24 protein-coding genes are annotated in these 25,372 nt (G+C 41.7%); 23 read left to right on the forward strand and 1 reads right to left on the reverse strand.

Annotated elements, in window-relative coordinates; translation table 11 throughout:
• The first annotated feature begins 31 nt into the window (after positions 1-31).
• The 10 genes from FAY33_RS16110 (at position 32) to FAY33_RS16155 (ending at position 11,687) form a co-directional block, all read left to right on the forward strand.
• The gene (locus tag FAY33_RS16110; RefSeq protein ID WP_143322251.1) at positions 32-676 is read left to right on the forward strand and encodes an MBL fold metallo-hydrolase; all 645 of its coding nucleotides are present in this window, start codon (positions 32-34) and stop codon (positions 674-676) included.
• A gap of 10 nt (positions 677-686) precedes the next feature.
• Positions 687-2,141: a coproporphyrinogen dehydrogenase HemZ gene (hemZ, locus tag FAY33_RS16115; protein ID WP_143322252.1), complete on the forward strand. Its 1,455-nt coding sequence runs from the start codon at positions 687-689 to the stop codon at positions 2,139-2,141.
• Between the two features lie 52 nt (positions 2,142-2,193).
• Positions 2,194-3,453 carry a histidine--tRNA ligase gene (gene hisS, locus FAY33_RS16120; RefSeq protein ID WP_143322253.1) on the forward strand — a complete coding sequence of 420 codons (1,260 nt, stop codon included), beginning with the start codon at positions 2,194-2,196 and terminating at the stop codon, positions 3,451-3,453.
• Between the two features lie 64 nt (positions 3,454-3,517).
• Positions 3,518-5,308, forward strand: a complete 1,791-nt coding sequence (gene aspS, locus FAY33_RS16125) for an aspartate--tRNA ligase (protein WP_143322254.1) — start codon at positions 3,518-3,520, stop codon at positions 5,306-5,308.
• 83 nt (positions 5,309-5,391) lie between these two features.
• The gene (locus tag FAY33_RS16130) at positions 5,392-5,922 is read left to right on the forward strand and encodes a GNAT family N-acetyltransferase (protein WP_143322255.1); all 531 of its coding nucleotides are present in this window, start codon (positions 5,392-5,394) and stop codon (positions 5,920-5,922) included.
• A 71-nt stretch (positions 5,923-5,993) separates the two neighbouring features.
• Positions 5,994-7,106 carry a glycosyltransferase gene (locus FAY33_RS16135; RefSeq protein WP_143322256.1) on the forward strand — a complete coding sequence of 371 codons (1,113 nt, stop codon included), beginning with the start codon at positions 5,994-5,996 and terminating at the stop codon, positions 7,104-7,106.
• Positions 7,103-8,215 (forward strand): glycosyltransferase, encoded by a 1,113-nt coding sequence (locus FAY33_RS16140; protein ID WP_143322257.1) that lies wholly within the window; start codon positions 7,103-7,105, stop codon positions 8,213-8,215. Before FAY33_RS16135 ends, FAY33_RS16140 begins: the two co-directional genes overlap by 4 nt.
• Positions 8,216-8,421: 206 nt before the next feature.
• Positions 8,422-9,264 (forward strand): 5-dehydro-4-deoxy-D-glucuronate isomerase, encoded by an 843-nt coding sequence (gene kduI, locus FAY33_RS16145; RefSeq protein ID WP_143322258.1) that lies wholly within the window; start codon positions 8,422-8,424, stop codon positions 9,262-9,264.
• A gap of 216 nt (positions 9,265-9,480) precedes the next feature.
• On the forward strand, positions 9,481-10,158 hold the full coding sequence (locus tag FAY33_RS16150; RefSeq protein ID WP_143322259.1) for a response regulator transcription factor: 678 nt from the start codon (positions 9,481-9,483) through the stop codon (positions 10,156-10,158).
• The gene (locus FAY33_RS16155) at positions 10,155-11,687 is read left to right on the forward strand and encodes a HAMP domain-containing sensor histidine kinase (protein WP_143322260.1); all 1,533 of its coding nucleotides are present in this window, start codon (positions 10,155-10,157) and stop codon (positions 11,685-11,687) included. The genes FAY33_RS16150 and FAY33_RS16155 overlap by 4 nt, the downstream gene beginning before the upstream one ends.
• A gap of 49 nt (positions 11,688-11,736) precedes the next feature.
• On the opposite strand, the gene FAY33_RS16160 is transcribed toward FAY33_RS16155, so the two are convergent.
• Positions 11,737-13,554, reverse strand: a complete 1,818-nt coding sequence (locus FAY33_RS16160) for a glycosyltransferase (RefSeq protein WP_143322261.1) — start codon at positions 13,552-13,554, stop codon at positions 11,737-11,739.
• A 375-nt stretch (positions 13,555-13,929) separates the two neighbouring features.
• Here FAY33_RS16160 and FAY33_RS16165 point away from each other — a divergent pair, with 375 nt between their 5' ends.
• The 13 genes from FAY33_RS16165 (at position 13,930) to FAY33_RS16225 (ending at position 25,361) form a co-directional block, all read left to right on the forward strand.
• On the forward strand, positions 13,930-14,967 hold the full coding sequence (locus FAY33_RS16165; RefSeq protein WP_143322262.1) for an HD domain-containing phosphohydrolase: 1,038 nt from the start codon (positions 13,930-13,932) through the stop codon (positions 14,965-14,967).
• 233 nt (positions 14,968-15,200) lie between these two features.
• Entirely contained in the window at positions 15,201-15,581 is a 381-nt protein-coding gene (flgB, locus tag FAY33_RS16170) for a flagellar basal body rod protein FlgB (RefSeq protein WP_143322263.1), read from the forward strand.
• A gap of 20 nt (positions 15,582-15,601) precedes the next feature.
• Positions 15,602-15,913 (forward strand): flagellar hook-basal body complex protein FliE, encoded by a 312-nt coding sequence (locus FAY33_RS16175; protein ID WP_143322264.1) that lies wholly within the window; start codon positions 15,602-15,604, stop codon positions 15,911-15,913.
• Between the two features lie 26 nt (positions 15,914-15,939).
• Positions 15,940-17,589 (forward strand): flagellar basal-body MS-ring/collar protein FliF, encoded by a 1,650-nt coding sequence (gene fliF / locus FAY33_RS16180; protein WP_143322265.1) that lies wholly within the window; start codon positions 15,940-15,942, stop codon positions 17,587-17,589.
• Positions 17,579-18,583, forward strand: a complete 1,005-nt coding sequence (gene fliG / locus FAY33_RS16185) for a flagellar motor switch protein FliG (RefSeq protein WP_143322266.1) — start codon at positions 17,579-17,581, stop codon at positions 18,581-18,583. The genes fliF and fliG overlap by 11 nt, the downstream gene beginning before the upstream one ends.
• Positions 18,576-19,397, forward strand: a complete 822-nt coding sequence (locus FAY33_RS16190) for a FliH/SctL family protein (RefSeq protein ID WP_347562711.1) — start codon at positions 18,576-18,578, stop codon at positions 19,395-19,397. The genes fliG and FAY33_RS16190 overlap by 8 nt, the downstream gene beginning before the upstream one ends.
• A 10-nt stretch (positions 19,398-19,407) precedes the next feature.
• Positions 19,408-20,709, forward strand: a complete 1,302-nt coding sequence (fliI, locus tag FAY33_RS16195; RefSeq protein ID WP_143322268.1) for a flagellar protein export ATPase FliI — start codon at positions 19,408-19,410, stop codon at positions 20,707-20,709.
• 22 nt (positions 20,710-20,731) lie between these two features.
• Positions 20,732-21,181: a flagellar export protein FliJ gene (gene fliJ / locus FAY33_RS16200; RefSeq protein ID WP_143322269.1), complete on the forward strand. Its 450-nt coding sequence runs from the start codon at positions 20,732-20,734 to the stop codon at positions 21,179-21,181.
• 76 nt (positions 21,182-21,257) lie between these two features.
• A complete protein-coding gene (locus tag FAY33_RS16205; RefSeq protein WP_243126806.1) occupies positions 21,258-22,460 on the forward strand; it encodes a flagellar hook-length control protein FliK in 1,203 nt (400 codons plus the stop codon).
• Positions 22,461-22,472: 12 nt separating this feature from the next.
• Positions 22,473-23,000, forward strand: coding sequence for a flagellar hook capping FlgD N-terminal domain-containing protein (locus tag FAY33_RS16210; protein WP_143322271.1), 528 nt, complete (start codon positions 22,473-22,475; stop codon positions 22,998-23,000).
• A gap of 20 nt (positions 23,001-23,020) precedes the next feature.
• Complete coding sequence (locus FAY33_RS16215) at positions 23,021-23,395, forward strand: TIGR02530 family flagellar biosynthesis protein (protein WP_143322272.1); 375 nt, start codon at positions 23,021-23,023, stop codon at positions 23,393-23,395.
• An 85-nt stretch (positions 23,396-23,480) separates the two neighbouring features.
• Positions 23,481-25,091, forward strand: a complete 1,611-nt coding sequence (locus tag FAY33_RS16220) for a flagellar hook-basal body complex protein (RefSeq protein WP_143322273.1) — start codon at positions 23,481-23,483, stop codon at positions 25,089-25,091.
• Positions 25,092-25,157: 66 nt separating this feature from the next.
• Positions 25,158-25,361, forward strand: a complete 204-nt coding sequence (locus FAY33_RS16225) for a flagellar FlbD family protein (RefSeq protein ID WP_143322274.1) — start codon at positions 25,158-25,160, stop codon at positions 25,359-25,361.
• The last annotated feature ends 11 nt before the right edge of the window (positions 25,362-25,372 follow it).

Here is a 25,372-nt window from a genome sequence, read left to right on the forward strand (position 1 = left end):
CATAGAGACTATAAAAGCTAGGAGAGAAGATATGAGTGATTTCAGAATAAAGACATATCCGGTAGGTCAGATCGGCACCAATTGCTATGTGGTTTACAGGGAGACCTGTAAAAAGGCAGTTATCATAGATCCTGGTGCACAGGGCGGTGATATTGCAGACCATTTAAAAGAACTTTCGGTAACTCCCGAGGCGATTTTTCTGACTCATGGACATTTTGACCATATTTTAGGAATTGAGGAACTGAAAAGAGAGTATCCCGGAATTCCTGTTTATGCAGGAGACCAGGAAAAAGACCTTTTGTCCAATCCATCCATCAATTTGTCTGCAGGTTTTGGAGAAGCTTATTCCGTTCATGCGGATCAATATCTGGAAGACGGTGCCAGTGTAAAAGCAGGAGAGATCTCTTTTAAAGTGCTGCATACTCCTGGTCATACGAAAGGTTCTGTCTGCTATCTGATTCAGGACGAGGACGTTTTGATCAGCGGAGATACGCTTTTTCTGGAATCACTGGGCAGGACTGATTTCCCTACCGGAGATCAGTCCATGATTATAAAATCCATTAGAGAACGTCTTTTCCCACTTCCTGGTGATACTCTTGTCTATCCGGGACATGGAGATATGACAACCATTGGACATGAAAAAACATATAACCCGGTTGCATTGTACAGAGGATAAGGATGAGAATATGATCGCATTAATACTTGATGACCAGTCCTTTGAACAGGATATCAGAGAACTGCTGATGGCATTTTACCCAGGAGAGAGTTTTTTACATGAGGAAGACCAAAGCCAGGAATTCCACCTGCTGGTTCACAGCCTTACAAAAGAAGACAGTTTTTTTCTTTCTATTAAAGACATGGAAAAAGAAGTGGAGTGTTCCGATACCGTAATTGTGGATTTTTCCGATCGGTTTGAGACCAAGAACCGGATTAAGCGGATGCTCTATCTCATTGCAAATAAATTAACAAAAAAAACACTGCCATGGGGAACTTTAACAGGAATCCGCCCTACAAAGATTGCCATGGGAAAGCTGATGGAGTATGATAGAGAGGAAGAGGTTGCCGCTTATTTAAAGGAAACCTATCTTGCCAGCGATGCTAAAATCAGTTTGAGTATGGAGATTGCAAAGAGAGAGATGGAACTTTTATCCGGCATTGATTATGTTCATGGATACAGTCTGTATATAGGAATTCCATTTTGCCCAACAACCTGTCTTTACTGCTCCTTTACCTCATTTCCCATAGCACAGTGGGAAAAACGGATGGAAGAATATCTGGAAGCTTTGTTTAAGGAGATGGATTATACGGCAGCAAAGATGGCAGGCAGATCCTTAGATACTGTCTACATTGGCGGAGGAACGCCAACCTCTCTTTCTGCTATGCACTTAGACCGCTTGATCGGCAGATTAAAAGAAACGTTTGATTTTCGCACGGTAAAGGAATTTACAGTGGAAGCGGGAAGACCGGACAGCATTACACAAGATAAGTTAAAGGTTCTGAAAAACCACGGAGTAAGCCGGATCTCCATCAATCCCCAGACCATGAAAGAGGAGACTCTTTCCTTAATTGGAAGAAGGCATTCTGTGGACATGGTAAAAGAGCAGTTTGCTTTAGCAAGATCTCTGGGCTTTGATAATATCAATATGGATTTAATCATCGGACTTCCAGAAGAGGATTTAGAGGATGTGCGCCATACCATGGAAGAGATAAAAGCTTTGGGACCGGACAGCATTACGGTTCATTCCCTCGCAATAAAACGGGCAGCAAGGCTTACCATGTTTAAGGAGAAGTATGGAGATTTAAAAATCACAGGAACTCAGGAGATGATTGATCTGACTGCAGCCTATGCCAGGGAGATGGGACAGGTTCCCTATTATCTATACCGGCAGAAGAATATGGCAGGCAATTTTGAGAACGTTGGGTATTCCAAGCCAGGGAAAGCCTGCATTTATAACATTTTGATTATGGAAGAAAAGCAGACCATTGTTGCACTTGGAGCAGGAACCAGCACCAAAGTTGTGTTTCCGTCAGAGAACCGGTTAGAACGGGTAGAGAATGTGAAAGACGTGGATCAGTATATAAAAAGGATTGATGAAATGTTGGAAAGAAAAGAAAAAATGCTTGCAAAATTGGAAATGTAATTTACAATAGAGGCAGGATCTGGTTATAAAATGAGAAAACGGAGTGAATAAAATGGCATTGAAAAAGAAACCGGTTACCGGAATGAAAGACATTCTCCCCGCAGAGATGCAGGTGCGTGAATATGTGATGAAACAGATACGCGAAACCTACCAGACATTTGGATTTCATTCCATTGAGACTCCCTGTGTGGAGCATATTGAGAATCTCTCCAGCAAACAGGGGGGAGACAACGAGAAGCTGATCTTTAAGATCATGAAACGCGGTGAAAAGTTAGATTTAGAACATGCAGAAGAAGAGAATGATCTGGTCGATGGCGGACTTCGCTATGATCTGACCGTTCCTCTTTCCAGATATTATTCCAACAATGCAGCAGGTCTTCCTTCTCCATTTAAATCCCTGCAGATGGGAAGCGTATGGAGAGCTGACCGTCCCCAGAAAGGGCGTTTCAGACAGTTTGTACAATGCGACATTGATATTCTTGGAGATGGCACAAGATTAGCGGAGATTGAACTGATCCTGGCAACTACCACGCTCCTTGGCAAGATTGGATTTCACGGTTATACGGTTCGGATCAATGACCGGAATATCTTAAAAGGGATGGCGGCGTACTGCGGTTTTCCAGAAGAATCATACGATCAGGTATTTATTATTCTGGATAAGATGGACAAGATTGGCATGGATGGAGTCGCAAAAGAACTTTCTGAAGCAGGATACGAAGAGGAAAAGATTAAGAAGTATCTGGCTCTCTTTGAATCAGCAACGAAAGACGCCAAAGGTGTCCGTGGTCTTGGTGCAACCTTAAAAGAAGTAATGGACCCGGAACAGGCGGAGAATCTGGCTTCTATTATTGACAGCGTAGAGGAGATATCCACCAGTCAGTTTACCATGGAGTTTGACCCTACTCTTGTCAGAGGAATGTCTTATTATACGGGAACTATTTTTGAAATCCAGGTAGATGGATTCCCGGGATCAGTAGGCGGCGGCGGACGCTACGATAAGATGATCGGGAAGTTTACCGGTATGGACACACCTGCCTGCGGATTTTCCATTGGATTTGAACGGATTATTACCATATTAATGGAGAATGGTTTCACAGTGCCAGGCAGCAATGAAAAAATGGCTTATTTAATTGAAAAAGGAGTAAGCAATCAGATCATCAGCCAGGCAATGAAAGAAGCCATGGAAGAACGTTCAAAGGGTGTGACGGTTCTGGTTTCCCAGATGAACAAGAATAAAAAGTTTCAGAAGGAAAATCTCATCAGCGAAGGATACACCCAGTTTAAGGAATTTTATAAAGAAGGATTGAAATAAAGAGACAGGAGGAATACCCAGGCATAGCAGTGTGCCGGAATATATGGGTAGAAAAGAGAAGAATATGGCAGAGTCAATGTTGGGATTAAAAAGATCCCATAGATGCACAGAAGTTACCTCAGCCAATGCAGGCAGTGAAGTGACTGTAATGGGCTGGGTTCAGAAAAGCAGAAATAAAGGTGGAATTATTTTTGTGGATTTAAGAGACCGTTCCGGGCTTTTACAGATTATTTTTGAAGAAAGCGAATGTGGAACTGAGAACTTTTCAAAAGCAGAAAAGTTAAGAAGTGAATTTGTTGTTGCAGTGACTGGCATAGTAGAGAATCGGGCAGGCGGTATCAATGAACATCTTGCAACTGGTGCCATTGAGGTGCGGGCAAAGAGTTTAAGAATTCTGTCTGAATCTGAGACTCCTCCATTTCCGATTGAAGAAAACAGCAAGACGAAAGAAGAACTTCGTTTAAAATACCGTTATCTGGATTTAAGAAGACCTGACATTCAAAAGAATATCAAGGTGAGAAGCCAGGTTGCCACTCTTACGAGAGCATTTCTTGCAGAAGAAGGTTTTCTGGAGATTGAGACACCTACTTTGATTAAAAGTACACCGGAAGGCGCCCGTGATTATCTGGTTCCAAGCCGTGTTCATCCAGGTTCTTTTTATGCTCTTCCCCAGTCCCCACAGCTTTACAAACAGTTATTGATGTGTTCTGGTTATGACCGTTACTTCCAGCTTGCCAGATGTTACCGGGATGAGGATCTGCGGGCAGACAGACAGCCGGAATTCACCCAGATTGATATGGAACTTTCTTTTGTTGATGTGGATGATGTATTAGATGTCAACGAAAGGCTTCTGAAAAAGCTATTCAAAGAAATCTGTAATTATGAAATAGACCGTCCTCTGCTTCGGCTTACATGGAGAGAAGCTATGGATCGTTTTGGTTCCGATAAACCGGATATGCGTTTTGGCATGGAATTAAACGATGTATCTGACGTGGTAAAGAATACAGAATTTGCTGTATTTAAAGGCGCACTGGAGCAGGGCGGTTCCGTACGTGCCATCAATGCAAAAGGACAGGGCTCTATGCCTCGTAAAAAGATTGATGCACTTGTAGAATATGCAAAAGGCTTTGGAGCAAAAGGGCTGGCTTATCTGGCAATTCAGGAAGATGGAACTTATAAATGTTCTTTTGCAAAATTTATGTCCGAAGAAGAACTTCATGACCTGGTAAAAGCAATGGCTGGAGAACCAGGAGATCTTCTTTTATTTGCAGCGGACAAGGACAAGGTTGTATTTGATGTGCTGGGCAATCTGAGATTGGAACTGGCAAGGCAGCTTGATCTTTTAAAGAAAGATGACTTTAAGTTTTTATGGGTAACAGAGTTCCCGCTTTTGGAGTATTCCGAAGAACAGGGCCGTTACACAGCCATGCATCATCCATTTACCATGCCAATGGAAGAAGACTGGCATCTGATTGACAGTGACCCAGGTGCAGTTCGTGCCAAAGCATACGACATTGTATTAAATGGTACAGAGCTTGGAGGCGGATCAGTCCGCATCCACCAGGGAGACATTCAGTCTAAGATGTTTGAAGTGCTGGGCTTTACAAAAGAGCAGGCGCAGGAACAGTTTGGATTTTTATTGGATGCGTTTAAATACGGAGTACCTCCCCACGCTGGTCTTGCTTATGGTCTGGACCGTGTGGTAATGCTGATGGTAGGTGCTGACAGCATCAGAGATGTAATGGCATTCCCAAAAGTAAAGGATGCTTCCTGTCTGATGTCAGAAGCCCCCGCTCCGGTTGATCCAAAACAGCTTGAAGATCTGGGAATTGGAGTTACACAGGAAGAGGAATAAATAGCAGCAGTTTTATTATCGTAGAATCAATAGGCCTGTCCCAATTCTTTGGGGCAGGTTTTTGCATAAGAGGAGGAAATAACATGGTATTACATCATTCACAGTCCCGTTTTGAAGAGATTTACGGGATTTATGAAGAATCATTCCCTGCTATTGAGCGGAGGACGAAAGAAGGACAGAAAGAGATCTTTGAAAATCCTTTCTACCGAATCCGTATTGTGGAAGAAGAGGGAAGAATTCTGGCATTTCTGGGATATTGGGATTTGGATACCTGTGTCTTTTTAGAACACCTTGCAACTACGAAAGAGTGCAGGGGAAAAGGTTATGGAAAACTGCTGGTAGAAGAGACCATAAAGGAAACGGATAAGCCGGTATTTCTTGAGATTGAGCCAATTACACAGTCAGACCCCATGACCGGACGCAGAGCAGGATTTTATCAGAGACTTGGTTTTTTCCTGAATGATTTTGACTATATGCAGATGCCCTTAAAACCGGAAGATGAACCGGTAAAGCTTATGATTATGAGTTATGGACGTCCAATAACAAAAGATGAATTTCATTCTTATAAAAAGGAGATATATAGCCGGGTTTACGGAGTAGAAAAAGGAATTTAAGATTTGTGTGGTTCACAGAACAAGTCCCAGTCGCATATATTGGATTTAGTAGAATAAAAGGAGTTGTTCAAGTGAATCACTACAAAATATGTGTATATGCAATCAGTAAAAACGAAGAACAGTTTGTGGACCGCTGGATGGATGCTGTATCCGAAGCGGATCAGGTGATTGTAACAGATACTGGTTCCACGGACCATACGGTGGAAAAGCTTCGGGAGCGGGGAGCAATTGTATATGAAGAGAAGATTTCTCCCTGGCGTTTTGATACTGCCCGGAATGTGGCTATGGATCATGTGCCAGAAGATGCGGACATCTGTGTGTCCAATGATCTGGATGAAGTTTTTGAGTCAGGGTGGAGAAAAAAACTGGAACAGTCATGGCAGAAAGGTCAGACAAAAGCCCGTTACATGTTTAATTTCAGTCTGAATTCTGACGGAACACCAAGAAAGCAGTTCCCGATGGAGAAGATTCATATCAGACATGGATACCGTTGGGTTCACCCGGTTCATGAAGTATTAGAATACACAGGTAATATTCCTGAAAAGTCTGTATGGGTAAATGGATTAATTCTTAATCATTATCCGGATCTAAAAAAACCAAGAAGTCAGTATCTACCCCTTCTGGAGTTGTCTGTAGCGGAGAATCCTTTTGATGACAGGGCAACTTTCTGGCTTGGCAGAGAGTATGTGTATCATGGAGATTATGAAAAGGCAATTCAGACTCTGAAAAAACATCTCTTAATTCCCTCTGCAGTCTGGAAAGAAGAACGCAGTGCATCCATGCGCTTTATTGCCCATTCCTATGACCGGATTGGCAATAAAAAGGAAGCAAGATCCTGGCTGTTCCGTGCTCTTGGAGAATGCCCGGAAGTAAGAGAACCTTATGTTGCTTTAGCAAAAGCTGCATATCTGGAACAGAACTGGCCTCTTTGCTATGCCATGGCTGAACGGGGACTGACCATTACAGAAAGCACAGGAAGTTATCTGGTAGATCCCTATAGCTGGGGTTATGCTTTGTATGATTACTGTGCCATCAGCGGTTACCGGCTGGGAATGTTTGAAAAGGCGCTGGAATATGCAAAAAAAGCGCTGGAGAAAGATCCGGAAAATGAACGACTGAAAAACAATATTCTCCTTATTGAACAAAAATGCAAAACAGACAGAACCGAGGAGGTATCCTCATGAAAAAGCTGAATATCTGTGTTTATGCAATCTGTAAGAATGAAGTTCAATTTGTAGACAAATGGATGGATTCCATGGCAGAAGCAGATTCCGTGGTGGTTACGGATACTGGCTCTGAGGACGGAACCGTTGAAAAATTAAGGGAACGGGGTGCCGTTGTTTATGTGGACGTTGTAAAGCCCTGGCGGTTTGATGTGGCAAGAAATCTTTCCCTGGATCATGTTCCCGATGATGTGGATATTTGTGTCTGTACGGATTTGGATGAACTCTTTGAGCCGGGCTGGAGAAAGAATCTGGAAAAGGCATGGCAAAACCATAAACCAGTCCATCAGGGAGCGATTGCAAAAACCGGAAGATATTTATATAACTGGAGCCTGAAGCCAGATGGAACACCAGATGTGCAGTTTTATTATTTTAAAGTACATGAGCGTCATGGATTCCGTTGGAAATGTCCCATTCACGAGTTTGTACAGTATGTTGGACCTGTGCCTTTAGAAACTGTGTATATAGAAGGAATGGTTTTGAATCATTATCCGGATGCCAAAAAATCCCGTGGTTCCTATCTTCCTCTACTTGAACTTGCAGTGGAAGAAACCCCGGAAGATGAGCGGATGCGTTATTACCTGGGCAGAGAATATATGTATCGGGGGCAGTGGCAAAAAAGCATTGATACTTTAAAAGAATATTTAAATCTTCCTTCTGCCAACTGGGTGGATGAGCGTTGTGCAGCCATGCGATGGATTGCAAAATGCTATCACCGGCTTCACGATGCCAAAGAAGCATATAACTGGTATTATAAAGCGATTGCAGAAGTTCCTGCCATGAGAGATCCCTATGTGGAATTTGCCAAGATGTGTTATGAATTAAAAGACTGGTCCATGTGCTATTATCTGGCAGAAGAAGCATTAAAGATTAAAGAGAAATCCAGAACCTTTGTCAATCAGGGGTATTGCTGGGATCATACACCGGATGACCTTTGTGCCATTGCTGCATACCGAATGGGAATGTTTGAAGTGTCAGAGAAGCATGCAAAAAAAGCGTTGGAGCATGCTCCGGAAGATGAGCGTTTAAAAAATAATTTAAAACTGATTGCAGCAGCAGTTAATAGATAACCGGAGATAGCAGGTCCGGTTTCCATACACGCCCAGTGGAGTGCAGACTCCGTTGGGCGTGTATTTGGTATTAACGGAAATTTCACATCTTATAGTATTTTATTCCTTTTTCACAATTAATAGAAGAAGATGTTGAATAAAGAACCTCCTTGTGATACCATGAGAGTGGTCAGTTATTTCAAATACAAGAAGGAGGGTTTTAATATATGGATATCCGTTATTCAGCAAATCAGAGGGATTTTAAACGCTACACAACAGAAGAGACAAGGAATGAGTTTTTAATCGAAAATTTATACATTGCCAATGAAGTAGTTGCTGTGTACTCTCATGTAGACCGTATGGTTACGTTAGGCTGCATGCCCACGACAGAGACTGTTTCTATCGACAAGGGTATTGATATTTGGAAAAATTTTGGTACAAGCTATTTTCTTGAGAGACGCGAGGTTGGTATCTTTAATATCGGCGGAGCAGGAACCATTGTAGCAGATGGGGAAGAATTCAAGATGGGTTATAAAGATTGTTTATATATTACAAAAGGAACAAAAGAGGTGACATTTGCAAGTGAAGATTCTTCCAAACCGGCAAAGTTTTATATGGTAAGTGCTCCGGCTCATAAGTCTTGCAAGACAACATTTATTCCAATTGAAAAAGCAGCTAAGAAGCCTCTTGGTGCTATGGAAACCGCCAATAAGCGTGTCATCAACCAGTTTATTCATCCAGATGTGTTAGAGACCTGTCAGCTTTCTATGGGCATGACTGTTTTAGATGCGGGAAGCGTATGGAATACAATGCCATCCCATACCCATGAAAGACGCATGGAGATCTATATGTATTTTGAGATCCCAGAGGACAATGTAGTATTCCACATGATGGGCGAAGGCAATGAGACCAGACACATTGTTATGCAGAATGAGCAGGCAGTCATCAGTCCTTCCTGGAGTATTCACTCCGGAGCAGGTACAAGTAACTATACCTTTATCTGGGCAATGGGCGGAGAGAATCAGGCATTCGATGATATGGACAACATTCCTACCACAGAATTAAGATAATAAAAATTGAAAGCAGATGTATCCCATTGGATGCATCTGCTTTTTCTATGCCGGAAAAAGGAATACTGTTAAAGCTTCCGGGAAAAACTTCTATGGAGACATTTCTCTGTAAATGATGTGAAATCTCTGTGAAAATATAGAAATTCTTACTTTCATTTGCTACAATAAATAAAATAGGGAATACATAGAGAGAATATCTGATTTCAGGAGGTTATAATGGAACAGTTAAAGATATTGGTGGTTGATGATGAATCCAGAATGAGAAAACTGGTGAAAGACTTTTTAAGCATCAAGGGATTTACGGTGGTGGAAGCTGCGGACGGAGAAGAAGCGGTGGACGTGTTTTTTGAACAGAAAGACATTGTTTTAATCATTCTTGACGTGATGATGCCTAAAATGGATGGCTGGGAGACTCTCAGAACAATCCGCAAATACTCCCAGGTTCCTATTATCATGCTGACCGCAAGGGGAGAAGAGCGGGATGAGCTTCAGGGATTTGATCTTGGAGTGGATGAGTATATATCAAAGCCTTTCAGCCCTAAGATTTTAGTAGCCAGAGTGGAAGCCATTTTAAGAAGAAGCAATGCAGTTCCTGCTGATGAGGTGGAAGTAGGAGGAATCTGTATTGACAAAGCAGCACATCAGGTTACCATTGATGGTGCAAATATAGATCTGAGTTTTAAAGAGTTTGAACTGCTTGCTTATTTTCTGGAGAATCAGGGAATTGCGCTCTCGAGAGAAAAAATTCTTAATAATGTATGGAATTATGATTATTTTGGAGATGCAAGAACCATAGACACTCATGTGAAGAAGCTGCGCAGTAAAATGGGCGATAAAGGAGAGTATATTAAAACCATATGGGGTATGGGATATAAATTTGAGGTGAGTCAATGAAACATTCCATCAAAGTGCGGTATGCCATGATTTTTGTTGGTCTGATGGCGTTTGTACTGATGTCAACCTGGTGTGTGAATACCTTGTTCCTGGAAAGTTTCTATACCAGCAATAAGGTGCGCATTTTAGAAAAGGCATACACTGAGATTGATGGTATGGTAACCCGGGCAAATAAAAATGGAAAAGGGATTATACAGTACTATAAAGATACCTACGACCAGGATTATAAAAATGAGGGTCCGGCACAGAAGATGTTCCGTGCCATGGGCGAGAAATATAATCTGATGATGGTACTGATTGACAGCACCACCGATGAGGCGCTGATGTCCACAAGCGGTGACCGGCAGTTTTTGAAGAACAGAGTGGAAGACTATATTTTTGGAAAAGATATGCCGGATGCCAATGTACTGAAAAAACATGATAATTATGTCATCCAGAAGACTTATGACCATCGTTCGGATTCTTATTATCTGGAAAGCTGGGGATATTTCTCTGATAATAAAACTATTTTTCTGGTATCCATTCCCCTTGCCAGTATTCGGGACAGCGTATCGCTTTCCAACCGTTTTCTGGCTTATGTGGGAGGAATCGCACTTTTAATAGGAAGTGGAATCATCTATCTGACGACCAAGAGGATTACATCTCCAATCCTTACCCTTGCTAATTTGTCAGAGAAAATGTCTGATCTTGATTTTGATGTAAAATATAACGGTACAGAGATGGATGAGATCGGAATTCTTGGGAACAGCATGAATAAACTTTCTGACCGGTTGAAGGAAGCTATCGGAAAACTTAGGACAGCCAATGAAGAGCTGCAAAAGGATATTGAAGAAAAGGTGAAGATTGATGAAATGCGAAAAGATTTCATTGCCAATGTTTCCCACGAGCTGAAAACTCCGATTGCTTTGATTCAGGGCTACGCAGAAGGTCTTACGGAAGGGATGGCGGAAGATCCGGAGAGCCGGGATTACTACTGTGAAGTTATTGTGGACGAAGCCAATAAGATGAACAAAATGGTCCGTCAGCTTTTGAATCTTACTGCGATTGAATTTAATGATAATATTCACAAAGACCGGTTTGATCTGGCGGAACTGATCCATGGAGTTCTCAGTTCCGCTGAAATCTTAATTCAGCACAGCCAGGCATCTGTCAGTTTTGAAAATACCGGCTCCATCTACGTCTTCGCTGATGAATTTAAGATTGAAGAGGTTATCACCAACTATTTGAACAACGCTTTAAACCATCTTTCCGGCGAACGTGAGGTTGTTATAACTGCGGAAAAAAGCGGTGAAGAGGCGCTGGTAACCGTGTTTAATACGGGTCAATGGATTCCAGAGGAAGATTTACCGAAACTCTGGACAAAGTTCTTTAAAGTGGACAAAGCACACACAAGAGAATATGGAGGAAGTGGAATCGGACTTTCTATTGTAAAGGCGATTATGGACTCCCATGAAAAATCCTGTGGTGTGCGCAATGTAGTGGGCGGTGTAGAATTTTGGTTTACGCTGGATTGCTACCCGGAAGATTAATTGAAGAATCCCTGCCAGGACAAACGCCTGCCAGGGATTTTTTTTAACATTATTCTGCTTTTATAACAAGGACAAAGTAACGGTTTAAATGTTCTGTACGGTCTTTCTTTAATTCCGCAGGCAGATTAGGTTCCAGTATGCCCTTTACTTTAACGCTTAAATCAGGTTTATTTAGTATAAAGAGTGGTTCTGAGATGGGAATCAGGGTGAGGGAATGCTTTTCGTTTAACAATCGTTCCTCTTCCAATTCTTTTTTTATATGAAGCCCATAGGGATTGTTTACATAAAATGATAGAACCCCTCCTGGCTTTAGTCTTTGTGTACATTCATTTAAAAGCTCTCTATAATCAGGGTAAAGAGATAAATCTTTTCCGATTATGATATATTGATATTCTCCTTGTGGAATATTTTTGTGCAGTTCAAAATTATTTTTTGAAACCAGCACAGTTGCGTCCAGAGGGGCAAGGTCATCCAACAGATCAGGTTCACTTATGGCAAAAGAAAAGGAAGTCCGTTTTCCCAGCCTTTTTAACGAGGTTCTTAACTGAATTACATCAGCACCATACCCGGGATCTATTCCAAGAACAGGAGTGTCATGGGGTTGGTGGGAAAATGTGGATTCCAGATGCTCTAACAGGTAAGGGTCGTAACAAAAATTATTTCCCCATGGATCAACTCCGTGTTTTTTTATAAAGAGATTTCTTCCGTTTTGCAATGTACTGAACCGGACCTGCCCTTCCTTCCCGGAGACACTTCCAAAATGGTAACACCAGGTGTCTTTGCATAATATCTGTTTGTAACCTGCTCTTCTTGCACGGAGGCTGAAATCATCATCCCAGAATTCCAGTGTATAGAAAAAACGGTCCGCAAAACCAATAGAGTTTACCTTTTCCACATCGTAAAGGGCGATAACCGGCATGAGACGGCATCGTTCTTCCCAAAGGTAAGGGGTTGGCGTGTTATGCTTTTTTCCTGTTTCTTCCGCATTTTCCGGTGTGAAATCAGCTACCATGCCCTGACGGTTGCTGGTATTGGGTGTGCTGGGAGCGACGGAGATAATATCAGGAGAGGACTGGATGCAGGTGAGCAGGTTATTCAGCCAGTTACTGGTCAGAATGGTATCATTGTTTACGAAAGCTGCATATTTTCCCTCACATACCCGGTACATGAGAGAGAAAATCATGGTTTTAACATTTTCTTTCAGCGTTATGATCTTACGGATTCCAAGTTCTTTAAAATATTCCTCTGTGCCATCGCTGGAGCCATCATTTAAAAGAATCAGTTCCCAGGGTTTTCCGGATAAATCTGTATTTCTCATAAGACTTTCCAAACATTTTTTTGTGTATTCCAGTTTATTATAAACAGGAATAAATATGGAAACTAAGTATTTTTCGCCTCTGTTTTCATAGGTGTTTTTATGATTCGGTATAAATTCCTCTTTGTAATACTGTTTCATCTTCTCTTTATCCGGGTAAACGGTGAGCCAGAAATAAGTATCTTCCTTCCATTCTTTAAAAAAAGGAATCAATTGAAATTCCACCATATCCTGTGCCTGGTTTATTAAATTATTTTCCATAAATTCTCTGATTTTTTCCAGGGTCCATTTGATATTTTTGAACATGGCAGAATAAGATACAGGAAGATCTGCCATCTTGGGATCTTCACAAAAAGGTTCCAGTTCAGACAAAGCAATGGAGATAATCTTTAAATGACTTTTGCTATAGTCAATTGACCCGTTGCAAAGGGAAATATGCAGTTCACAGCTTGCAGTTGTCAGAAACTCCTGGAGCTTTATCACTTTATTGTATTGACTTTCATTCTCATCAGGAGAATTGATTTCGGGAAGTAATGTCTCAATAGGGTTCATGATAAGGTCCTCCGGCGGATGGATTAAACGGGTTGCCAGGCAGGCGCATTTGCCTGCTGTTTTATTATATGAATAGAAGTCTCTTTTCTTGAGTAGAATCGGTTTAGACCTTAAAAAAAAGTCAAGAAGTTAAGATACTGATAAAAAGACATTATTCGACTAAAATCACTTATTATTTCAGGGGACGGTTTCGATATAAGTATAGATATGGTAATAATTGGAAATATATAACCGGAATTTATGGTATGTAAGCATAAATTTTGTGTCTCACACTGTTTTTTGAATCACAGCCTGAGATAGTGAATGATTTTATAGATAGGTTTCGGTAATACAATAACCATCAGATGGTTATGAAAGAATGAAGGGGGGAGAGGTTTGTATAGAATATTGGCAATTGATAACACTTTATCTTGCTTTAAAGCGATGAATGACAGGCTTTTAGAACAATATGAAGTGTTTACCGCTGTTTCAGGAGCAATTGCATTTCAATACATGGATCGGGAACAGGTTGACTTGATTTTACTGGATACCGCTATTTCGCAACCGGACTGCTGGCAGATGATAGAACTTCTGGGATCCAATCCCAGGTATTCTGACATTCCAGTCATTGTCCTTGCGCCAAAAGCGGATCAGGAAGCGGAAGCCAAAAGTCTCAGACTGGGAGCTTATGATTTTATTACAAGACAGGTTTCAAAAGAGGTCTTTACGGCGAGAATCCAGAGAGTGCTGGAGATAAAGGGCCGTAATGGAACCATGAAGGAACAGCTATCCGAAAAAGCAAAAGAACTGGAGCGTGTTTTCCTTACATCAGTGAATGCCATGGCTGCGTTGATTGATGCGAGAGATCCCTATACAAAGGGCCATTCCGAACGAGTGGCTCATTATTCTGTATTGATTGCGGAGAATTTAGGCTGGAATAGGGAAGAGGTCAGAAGAATCTATGAGGCCGCCTTGCTCCATGATGTGGGAAAGATAGGTGTGCCGGACAGAATTCTTTTAAAAGCTTCGGAATTATCCAAAAGCGAGATGGAGATCATGAAGAACCATACGGTATTTGGTGCGGATATTTTAAAAGGAATTGAGAGAGTGAAAGATCTGGAACTGGGAGCCAGATACCATCATGAACGTTTTGATGGGAAAGGATATCCGGAAGGGTTAAAAGGGGAGAAGATTCCTCTTATCGCCAGGATTATCTGTGTGGCGGATTCCTTTGATGCCATGAGCAGTGACCGGTGTTACAGATTAAAACTTCCCTTTGATAAAATCAGAAAAGAACTGCTGGCTGGATCAGGAACTCAGTTTGATCCCAAAGTGGTGTCTGCCTTCTTAAAATCCTGGGCTGAATTGTCCAATATAGAAGAAGAAATGCAAAAGAAAAGCGAAAGGTTTTCTATTTCGGACAGAGGAATATAAGGATTATACAAATTGCCTTATAGAAAGGGCTATTATAACCAGTATTTGGATATTGGAGTACTAGAACTTTCTTGACATTATTTGTAATAAAATGTAAAATAAAGTATGCCAAAAATTACAAAAAAATAATAATTTTGGAATAGGTTGTCGAAATTTAACTGTATTTTCCGGGTTTAACAACCTGATATTTTTTTGATGTTTTACGGAAAGAAGTGAAAGTGAGGAACAGTCCAATGAATTCAATATTTGGAAACAATATTTCCATGGCGGAAAAATCTCTGGATTATTTATGGGCAAAACAGAAGATTACGCTCAATAATATCGCCAATGGAGAGACTCCTGGATACAAGGCACAGTATGTAACGTTTGAAGATGAGTTCCGCAAACGGCTGGTAGCAGGGAGAAAGGGTACATCTCAGGATATCGGCAATGTCATAGGAAGTTCCAGACACTTTATACGGAATAAGGAAGATGAATCTGCAAGGATGGATGGAAACAACGTGAATATGGACGTGGAGAACGTGGAATTAGCCAGAACAACATTACAGTACCAATATGAACTGAATGCTTTAAACAGTGATATAAGCAGAATACGGACGATTATTAAAGGTTAAAACAGGAGGTACATAATAATATGGAACAGATGTTCATTACACCCATCAGTCCCTGGAATTCGATTGGGAACATAGGAAGCGACAAAAAAGCAGCATCCGGACAGGCAGGAAGTGCTGTATTTCAGAATGTATTTAAAGAAGCAATTCAGAATGTTAAGGATACAGACAGAGATCTGGCTACTCAGGAATTTTTGCTTTCTACCGGACAGATTGACGATGCTCATACGGTTCCGGCAGCAGCAGCCAAAGCCCAGTTGTCCGTAGATCTTTTAGCAGCGCTTCGCAACAAAGCACTGGAGTCTTATAATGAGATCATGCGAATTAATATTTAAGATGGATAACGGGGCGGACAGATGCTATGGAGAAAATTAAGGAATTACTGAGCAGTATTAACAGCAGAACAAAGAAGATCATGATCGCCGGCATTGTTGGCGTTTGTGTAGTAGCAGGAGCGGTAATCATTGCCTTATCAATGCGGGAAAAACCCTTTGATGTCATGTTTAACGGTGTGGGCAGTGAAGAAGCAAAACAGATTATAGGAAAGCTGCAGGAAGACGGTATATCCTATCAGTATAAGAATGGTGACATTTTAGTACCGACGGGGCAGATGGATATTACCAGAGCAAAGCTTGTTTCTGAAGGGTATCCAAAAAGTGGTTTTACATACGATGTATTTAAGAATAATGTTAATTTAATGACTACAGATTCCGATCGTCAGACGTTCAAACTTTACGATCTGGAGACAAGAGTAGGATCTACCATTCAGCTTTTTGATGGTGTAAAAGAAGCATATGTTACGATAGCCCTGGGAGAAACTTCCAAATATGCGCTGTCTGAGGATAGTGAGAAGGAAGCGAGTGCCCAGGCTGTTGTCGTTATGAAGGATGGAGGTTCTCCCACGCAGGAGCAGGCAAAGTCCATTCAGCTTCTTATTTCCAGAAGTATCCCTGGAATGGTGATTGATAACGTTGCTGTTTTTGATGGCAATGGACGCGAGGTTTCTGTTAATTCAGAAGAAGAGAATGAAGATAACGGAAAAGCCAGTGAAGAAATCGCAAAGGTCATTGAGGATCAGATATCAGCAAAGGTCATCAATGTTCTGGGACCTGTATATGGGAATGGAAATGTACGGGTTTCTGCAAAGTGTACGGTTAATATGGATAAGCTGGTCCGGGAGAGCATTGTATACAATACTCCTGACAGAATTAATGACCAGGATAAGACGGGCATTATATCAGAAGAAAACATTGGCAGGGAGTTTTCCGGCGACAGGCAGACGGCGTCTGGTGTGGCGGGATCAGAGGCAAATGCTGATATTCCGGAATATAATGCAGGGGAAACGGGAACGGGAGCAGATGGTTCCTACGCTTCCAGTAGTCTGAACAGAAAGTATCTTATTAACCAGATTAAGGAACAAGGTCAGGTGAATCCGGGAACTCTGGAGAACCTTACAGTTTCTGTCGTGGTCAACGGAACTGATTTCGGTACATTGAATGCAGATGATATTCGGAATCTTGCGGGGAATGCTGCGGGGATTGCCCAGGCGGACAGAGCAGAAAAGATTACTGCAGTTGCAGCACCTTTCTATACCGTTGATGTTCCAGGAGAACCGGATGCTCCGGTTGAAGCAGCAACAGGAGGGCTTATCATAAACCAGTGGATACTTATTGCAGCAGCCGTTGGCGTATTATTGCTTGTGCTGATTATTGTATTGGCGATCAGATACAGGAATAAGAAAAAGGCAATGATTGCAGATACAGAGGAAAGTCAGGAAGATGTTCCGGTTGTTCCTGAGATTCCAGAGGAAGAGGAAGAAGAGATAGAAGAACCAGAAGAGGAAGAAGAGCCAGTGGAAGAGGAGGAAGAGGAACCGGAGATATTTGTTCCAGAAGTGGACCGGGGTGCAGAGCTGCGTGAGAATGTCCGGGATTTTGCGGAACAGAATCCGGAGATTTCAGCTCAGTTGCTGAAAACATGGTTGAACGGAGGGGAAAACAATGACAACTAACCTGAGACCAGAGCAGAAAGCAGCAACTGTTATTGTTTCGCTTGGTGTTGAAAAGGCATCTAAGATCTATAAATATCTTTCAGAAGAAGAGATTGAGAAACTGACAGTTGAAGTTGCTAAACTTGGGCATATAGAGGCGAAAACCACAGAAGAAGTGTTGGACGATTTTTATAAGACCTGTCTGACCCAGAAGGTGGTTACAGACGGAGGACTGGAATATGCCAAAACAGTTCTGGAGAAAGCGTTTGGTGAAAGTACAGCCAGCAATCTGCTTCAGAAAGTGAACCAGTCCTTAAAGTCCAGATCCTTTGGATTTATCCGAAACAGCGATTCCAAGAATCTTTTCTCGATTTTACAGCATGAAAGAGCGCAGACCATAGCGCTGGTTCTTTCCTATACAACAGAAGATATGACAGCGGAGCTGATCTCAGCCCTTTCCCCTGAAAAACGTCTCAAAGTAGTTGAGGCGATTGCGAGAATGGAAAGTGCATCTCCGGAAGGAATAAAGATTGTAGAAGATGAGATTAAAAGAAAGTTCTCGGGAATTATTACAACAGATTATACAACGGTCGGCGGTATCGATTATATTGCAAACGTTATGAACCGTATGGACAGAGGCAACGAAAAACTTATCTTCGAGGAATTGGGAAAGAAAGATGCAGACCTGGCAGATACCATCCGCAAGAAGATGTTCGTATTCGAAGATATTGTTACCATGGACAATCGCTCCATTCAGCGTTTTATCCGCGAGTGCGATTTGAAAGATATGGTTTATGCTCTTAAAGGAGCCAATGAGCAGATTGCCGATGCTATTTTCGCCAACATGTCCAGCCGTATGAAGGAAAGCGTTCAGTCTGATATGGAAGTTACTGTAAACGTTCGTGTCAAGGATGTCCAGGAAGCACAGCAGAGAATCGTTGCTGCCATCAGACGTTTGGAAGAAGAAGGTGAGCTGATCATCAGCAAGGGTGGAAAGGATGATATCATTGCCTAATATTGTGAAAGGTAGAGAAACTGCCGAACGGGTTATGAATTACGATTTCAATAAAACCTTTGATGACATAGTTAAAATTCCTCCCCAAAAAGAGGAAGAACCTATTCCCGAAATAGAAGTAGAGGAAGAACCTGTTGCAGAGCCAGTTATAGATTATGAAGCCATACGGCTTCGGGAAGAAGCGGAGACTTTGTTTCAGCAGGCTGCAGAAGCCTATGAGAAAGCTCAAAGAGAGTCAGAAGAGATTCTTTCCAGTGCTGGCGAAGAAGCTGAAAAGATCTGCATAGAGGCAAAAGAGAATGGTTACAGGGAAGGTTATGATGCAGGGCTTTTAGAAGGAACGGATAAAGCGTACCAGGATCATAAGATGGAACTTGATCAGCAGTTAGAACAATTTAAAACCGAATTTAAAGCTTCTATTGAAAATGTAACCCGGGAAAAGGACAAGCTTCTTGAAAAATACATTGATGATTTAAAGAAGATCACCATGTCCATTGCAGAAAAGGTGATACAGACCAGTTTGAAATCCAGTGGTGAGATTATTAAACGTATGATCGTATCGGCTGCCGGCAAATTAAAGAAGACCCAATGGGTAAAGATTTATGTTTCTCAAAAAGATGCAGGAATGATGATACAGGGAGATGTGGGACTATTGAATGAATTGTCCCATGTATCCGGTAATATTAAGATCATATCCATGGATCATGCAGAGGATGGAACCTGCATCATTGAGCTTCCGGAAGAGGTTATTGATGTCAGCGTGAATACCCAGATTGAGAATATTAAGGGTATTTTAAACAATGCCAGACTATAGGGGGAATCCGATGTTTAAGGAACTATCTGATCTCATTATGAAGACAGAGACAATCGACCACATTGGAAAGATTGAGAATATTGTAGGGATGTCTATGGAGGCATCTGGAGGCAAAGCCAGTATCGGAGATATTGCTTATATCTATAATGAGGATAAAAAAGAACAGATTCCGGTAGAGGTAGTTGGCTTTAAAGATGACAAGATTCAGCTCATGGCTTATGAGAATATGAATGGAATTGCTGCAGGCAGTTTTGTCCGTAATACCAAACGGCGGTTGAAGATACCCGTAGGAGATTTTTTAAGAGGACGGATTATTGATGCAAAAGGGGAACCGATGGATGGAAAAGGTCCTTTTGAATCCCCCAAATTTTACTATGTGGAGAATCCATACATAAACCCAATGACCCGTCCTCCGATTTCTGAAAAGCTGGAGTTTGGTGTAAAAGCAATTGATGGAATGAATACCATTGGTAAAGGGCAGCGTATCGGAATCTTTGCAGGCAGTGGTGTAGGTAAGAGTACACTGCTTGGAATGATTGCAAGAAACGTAAAGGCGGATATCAATGTTGTCGCTCTTGTAGGAGAGCGAGGACGTGAGGTTCGGGAATTTATTGAAAAAGACCTGGGACCGGAAGGTATGAAACGGTCTGTTTTAGTGGTGGCGACTTCGGATCAGCCTGCCATGCTTCGCATGAAGTGTCCTCTGGTGGCAACTACCATTGCAGAATATTTTAAGAATCAGGGGAAAGATGTATTGCTTATGATGGATTCCCTTACCCGGTTTGCTATGGCGCAAAGAGAGATTGGCCTTGCGATTGGTGAGCCACCGGTAGCCAGAGGATACACTCCTTCTATTTACGCAGAATTTCCAAAGCTTCTGGAACGAAGCGGGAATTTTGCAGAAGGCTCTATTACAGGGATTTATACTGTTTTGGTGGAAGGAGATGACACCAATGAGCCGATTGCGGATACGGTCAGAGGTATTGTTGACGGGCATATTGTGCTGAGCAGAAAGCTGGCCAATGCAAACCATTTCCCGGCTATTGATGTGAGTGCCAGTATTTCCCGTCTGATGACAAATATTGTATCGGACGAGCACAGGAAGATGGCTTCTCAGATCAGAGATATTTTGAGCATCTACGAAAAAAACGAAGATCTGATATCCATTGGTGCTTACAAAAGTGGTACGAATCCCAAATTGGATGTAGCAATTGCCAAGATTGACAAGATCAATGAGTTTTTGTGTCAGGGAATTAAGGAAAACAACAGCTATGAAGAGATACTTGATCAGATGAAAGAAATATTAAATTAAGATACAGGAAAGCAGGAAGCAGATGAAGAAGTTTCATTTTCCGTTGGATACCGTTTTGAATTATAAGGATCAGGCTTTGGATAATTTAAAAAGCGAGCATGCACAGATCATTGCGCAGATCGCCCAGCAGGAACAAACGCTCAGCGCATTGGCAGAGCAGAGAAAAAGCGCCTGCTTCCGTTTTAAAGAGGAAACCCGCTGTGGTATGACCGTTAATGTAATGCGCGAATATGAGAGCTATATTACGTTTGTACAGCAGAAGATTGTTACAGAAGAAAAGATGCTTAAAAGGCTTCAGAAAAAAGAAGAACAAAAACGCATGGAAGTGGTCGAAGCCAGAAAAGAAAAGACCTCCATTGAGAAGTTAAAAGAAAAGAAGCTTGAACAGTACAACAAAGAAGTGACACGGAGTGAAGAACTTTTTATTGAGGAATTTGTTTCTAATACCATGTCAGTACAGGGAAGAAGGTAGTCTGTGTGGGAAACCATACAGTTACCATAGATAATAATGCCGGAGGGCAGAGGAGAAAGGAGGGATTATAGTGGAGATGAAGACTGCATATACGGACCTGGTTGACAGATCTGTGTCCGGGACCCAGAAAAAGACCTTGAAGTCAGAAGGAAATGTTTCTGGATTTAAAAGCTTATTAAAGAACAGAGATCAGAAAAAGCAGGCAGAAGACAAAGGGAAGGATATTCAGACCGTTTCTGAAGCCACACTGCCTTATAACAATGGAACTGCATCTGAGCCTTTAAAAGAGGAACAGTCATTGGGAAAACAGGGAGTATTAGGAGTTCAAAGTCCTGGAGAAGATGGTTTTGTTACAAAAGACCAGCTTGCCAGTGAAGAAAACGCCGCTCTTTTCGGCACAATAGATCCGATGAGTCTATTCCGTTCTATGGAAGTAAATGGGCAAAAAGGTACAGGCGAGAGTGCAGATTCCAGTGAGAACATGGCTGAAATGATTGCAGCATCAGAGAAAGTATCCGGTTTTCTTTTAAAGGGGCAGGATTTAATGCCGAAGAGTGATTCTGTTACTGGTTCTGAAATTTCAAACCAGGGCGAAGAACAGATTTCTTCCTTACAGCAGGAAGGAACAGAGAGATCCTTTGAGAATCTGATATTTGGTGATGCTCATAAAAAAGCGGGAATTTCTCTGAGTGAGGATAATGGAGAAGATTTAAAACCTTCTGGTTCTGAAAAGGAAGACGCAGGTTTACAGAATATGGTGGATGCTATCCGTAGCAGAATCCCCCAATCCTCAGATGGGATTCACAACAGCAAACAGGATATTGTGACGGTATCTGTTAATGAGAGCAATCCCCAGGAACTGGAGACCAGGTTATCAGAACAGATTTTAAGCCAGATCCGTACTGGAAACCAGAATCTGGAACTTCAATTAGAACCTCATAATTTAGGAAAAATCCTGCTTAAAATTTCTTATCACAGGGATCAGGTCAATGTATCTATCGTTTGTTCTGAAAGCAAGACGTTAAAGCTTATTTCACAGTCAGCCAGTGAGATTGGTTCAATGTTGGAGAATAATATGGAACGTCCGTTTCAGGTTGTTGTTGACAAACAGCAGGCGGATTATCTGGATAATCAACAGCATGGCCGTCAGGAAGGCGGGCAGAACCAGCATCAGAACCAACAAAAAGGATCCGATGATCATCGGGAAGATTTTTTACAGAAATTAAGGCTGGGAATTCTTGATTCTGACCAGGAAGAATATTTTGGAAAAATCATATAAGGAGGAAAAAGAATGGCAGTTGATGGATTAGGTGCACTAGCAGGAAGTAAGAATTCTGTAACTGGAGAGGTAAGCACTAAGAAGAACAGTGAATTAAGTACAGAAAGCTTTTTCCGGCTCTTAGCCGCTCAGTTACAGAATCAGGATATGTCCAGTCCTATGGATAACTCAGAGATGATGACCCAGATGACTCAGATCGCTATGATGCAGGCGATGGATAACTTCTCTACAGCCATGAATGATTTCGCACAGGTTAATACCATAAACTATGGAACTTCCATGATTGGCAAAAAGGTTCTCGTTGCAACCGTGGACAAAGATGGTAACGTTGTTAATAAAGAAGGAGTAGTAGCGAGAGTGGATATATATAACGGCGCTCCAACTCTTTTTCTGGAAGGCGACTCTACCAATGGATATCCAGTGTCTGGTATCATGAGCGTGTATGATAAAGCAGAGACGGCGGTACCAGATACTGATAATAAAGAAACCGACGGTGCTGACGGTGGGGAGTCGAAAACGGATTTGGCAGATAAAGAATAAAAAGACAGGCGATGATAAGCATGATCAGTAAGTTGAATCAATATGAAGATGTCAGACAGTTAAAAATGCGAAGTTCTGCAGCGGCATCAGAATGTGGCAGTAACTTTAGTGATTTGCTTCATAGCCGCATTAATCAGAAGGAAGACCTTCAGTTTTCCCGTCATGCGGCAGAGCGGGCAAAGGAAAGAGGGATTGATATGTCTGATTCATTTTTAAGTGACTTACAATCCGCTGTTGAAAAGGCCCGGACAAAAGGAGCGAAAGATGTGGTGATTATCAGCGAGAGAGGGGCATTTATTGTAAATGTACCCAATAATACAGTGGTAACTACCATATCTGGGAATGAAATGAAAGATAATATTTTTACTAAAATTGACAGTGCCGTTTTATTATAGCTGGACCTTGTATGGAGGCTTATTCTGTACATCTGATTGATGGCAGGAGAACGGCGAGGCAATATACAGAAGGGAAAAAAAGAATATGGTTAGATCAATGTTCGCTGGTGTAGCAGGTCTTAGAACACATCAGTCAAAGATGGATGTTATTGGTAACAATATAGCAAATGTTAATACATGGGGATATAAAGCTGCAAATATGTCATTTAGAGATGCAATGTATCAATCCACATCTTCCGGATCAGCAGGAAGTACAAAGAATGGAGGATACGGTGCAATTAATGGCAATCAGATTGGATACGGTGTTACCACCGGTTCCATCTCTTATGATTTTGATACTGGTGCAGTTTCACCTTCTTCCAGAGGTCTGGACTGTATGATTGAAGGCAGCGGATTCTTTCTTGTTGGTCCTATGCTTATGGATGGAAATATAAGTCTTGATACGGATGATGCAGTTAAATCAAGTGGCTTATATCTGTCCAGGGTTGGTAAATTCGAAGTAGATCCCAATGGATATCTGGTAGATGACAGTGGTAACTATGTTTATGGTTTTATGAACGGTAATTATTCTGGTGATCCTGAATTTGCAAAAGGTTCCCTGTCACCTTTGAAACTTCCTACCAATGCAGATATGGAGCAGTTAACTAAGAATAAGGGCAGTGAAGGCGTAAGCGCTGCAAAAACAAAATATGAAGCAGCACTGGCTGCAGCTACTGCTGCAAGCCTTGCAGTAGGAAATGCAAGACAGGCACTTTTTGATGCTCAGACGGTTTATGATAACGCTTTAGAGACGAATAAAATTGATGATTTTACAACAGCGAGGGATAAAGCTTTAGAAGAAATGGAACAAGCTTATTCAGAATATAAGAATAACACAGAAGGCACTCCTGCTGAAATTGCAGCAAGAAAAAAAGATTATACGGATAAAAAACTGGTTTATGATAAAGCTGAGTTTGACTTAACTGTAGCGAAGTCTAAAATCAACTTAAAAGAAGAGAGTAAAGATTACCCAGAAGCAACATTAACCACCATTTTCAGTGATTATGAAGCTGCATATAATGCATTGCAGGCAGCGGTTCCAGGCACAGTAGCTTATGAAACCGCCAATAAAACATTAACTGATACCCAGAATGCCATGAAAGAGGCAATGAAGGCTCTTTCTGTTACAGAGCCAGGGTCCATACAGGATAAACTGACTGCTGCAAAGTTAGCAGTTAAGTCTGCAGATGCAAAATTAACAGCAGCCAATGACCTGGTTAAAACAGAAAAAGGTAACTTGACCCAGGCAGAGAATGCCAATGCAGAGAAGCAGGAAAATTCAGCAAAGAAGCCGGACGAAAGAGCAACATTTACCAATTATAAAATCCAGGAAGATGGAACCATCGTAGGAACGGCTGATGATAATTCCATGATCGTTATTGGTAAGATTGCACTTGGAAGTGTTTCCAACCCTGGTGGTCTTGAAAAGGAAAGCGGTTATTATTATTCCGTAGGAGCCAGTGCAGGAAATGTCAGTGTTTTCGAGCCAGGCGGCGTTCAGGGTAAGATTAAGGGAAATGCTCTTGAGATGGCAAAGGTTGACCTTGCTACAGAGATGACAGACATGATCACCACCCAGAGAGGTTTCCAGGCAAACTCCAAGATTATCACAGTCACTGACCAGATGTTAGAAGAACTGGTTAATATGAAACGATAATTCATAAGTCATTGAATAAGCCGGAAGAGGCAGAAGTTGCCTCTTCCAGATTAGGGGGATCATGCTGTGATACGTTTAACGAGACTTAATGATGAAGAATTCGTGGTCAATTGCATGCAGATTGAACGGATTGAGTCTATACCGGAATCCAATGTAATATTAGCCAATGGCAAACATTACGTTGTAAAAGAAAGTGTAGATGAGATTATTGACCGGGTTGTGGAATATAATGCAAAGATCTATGCACTGGCACAGACCATGAAACAATAATCGGAAAGTAA

Source organism: Clostridium sp. HBUAS56010, assembly GCF_007115105.1.
Classification (GTDB): Bacteria; Bacillota; Clostridia; order Lachnospirales; family Lachnospiraceae; genus Lacrimispora.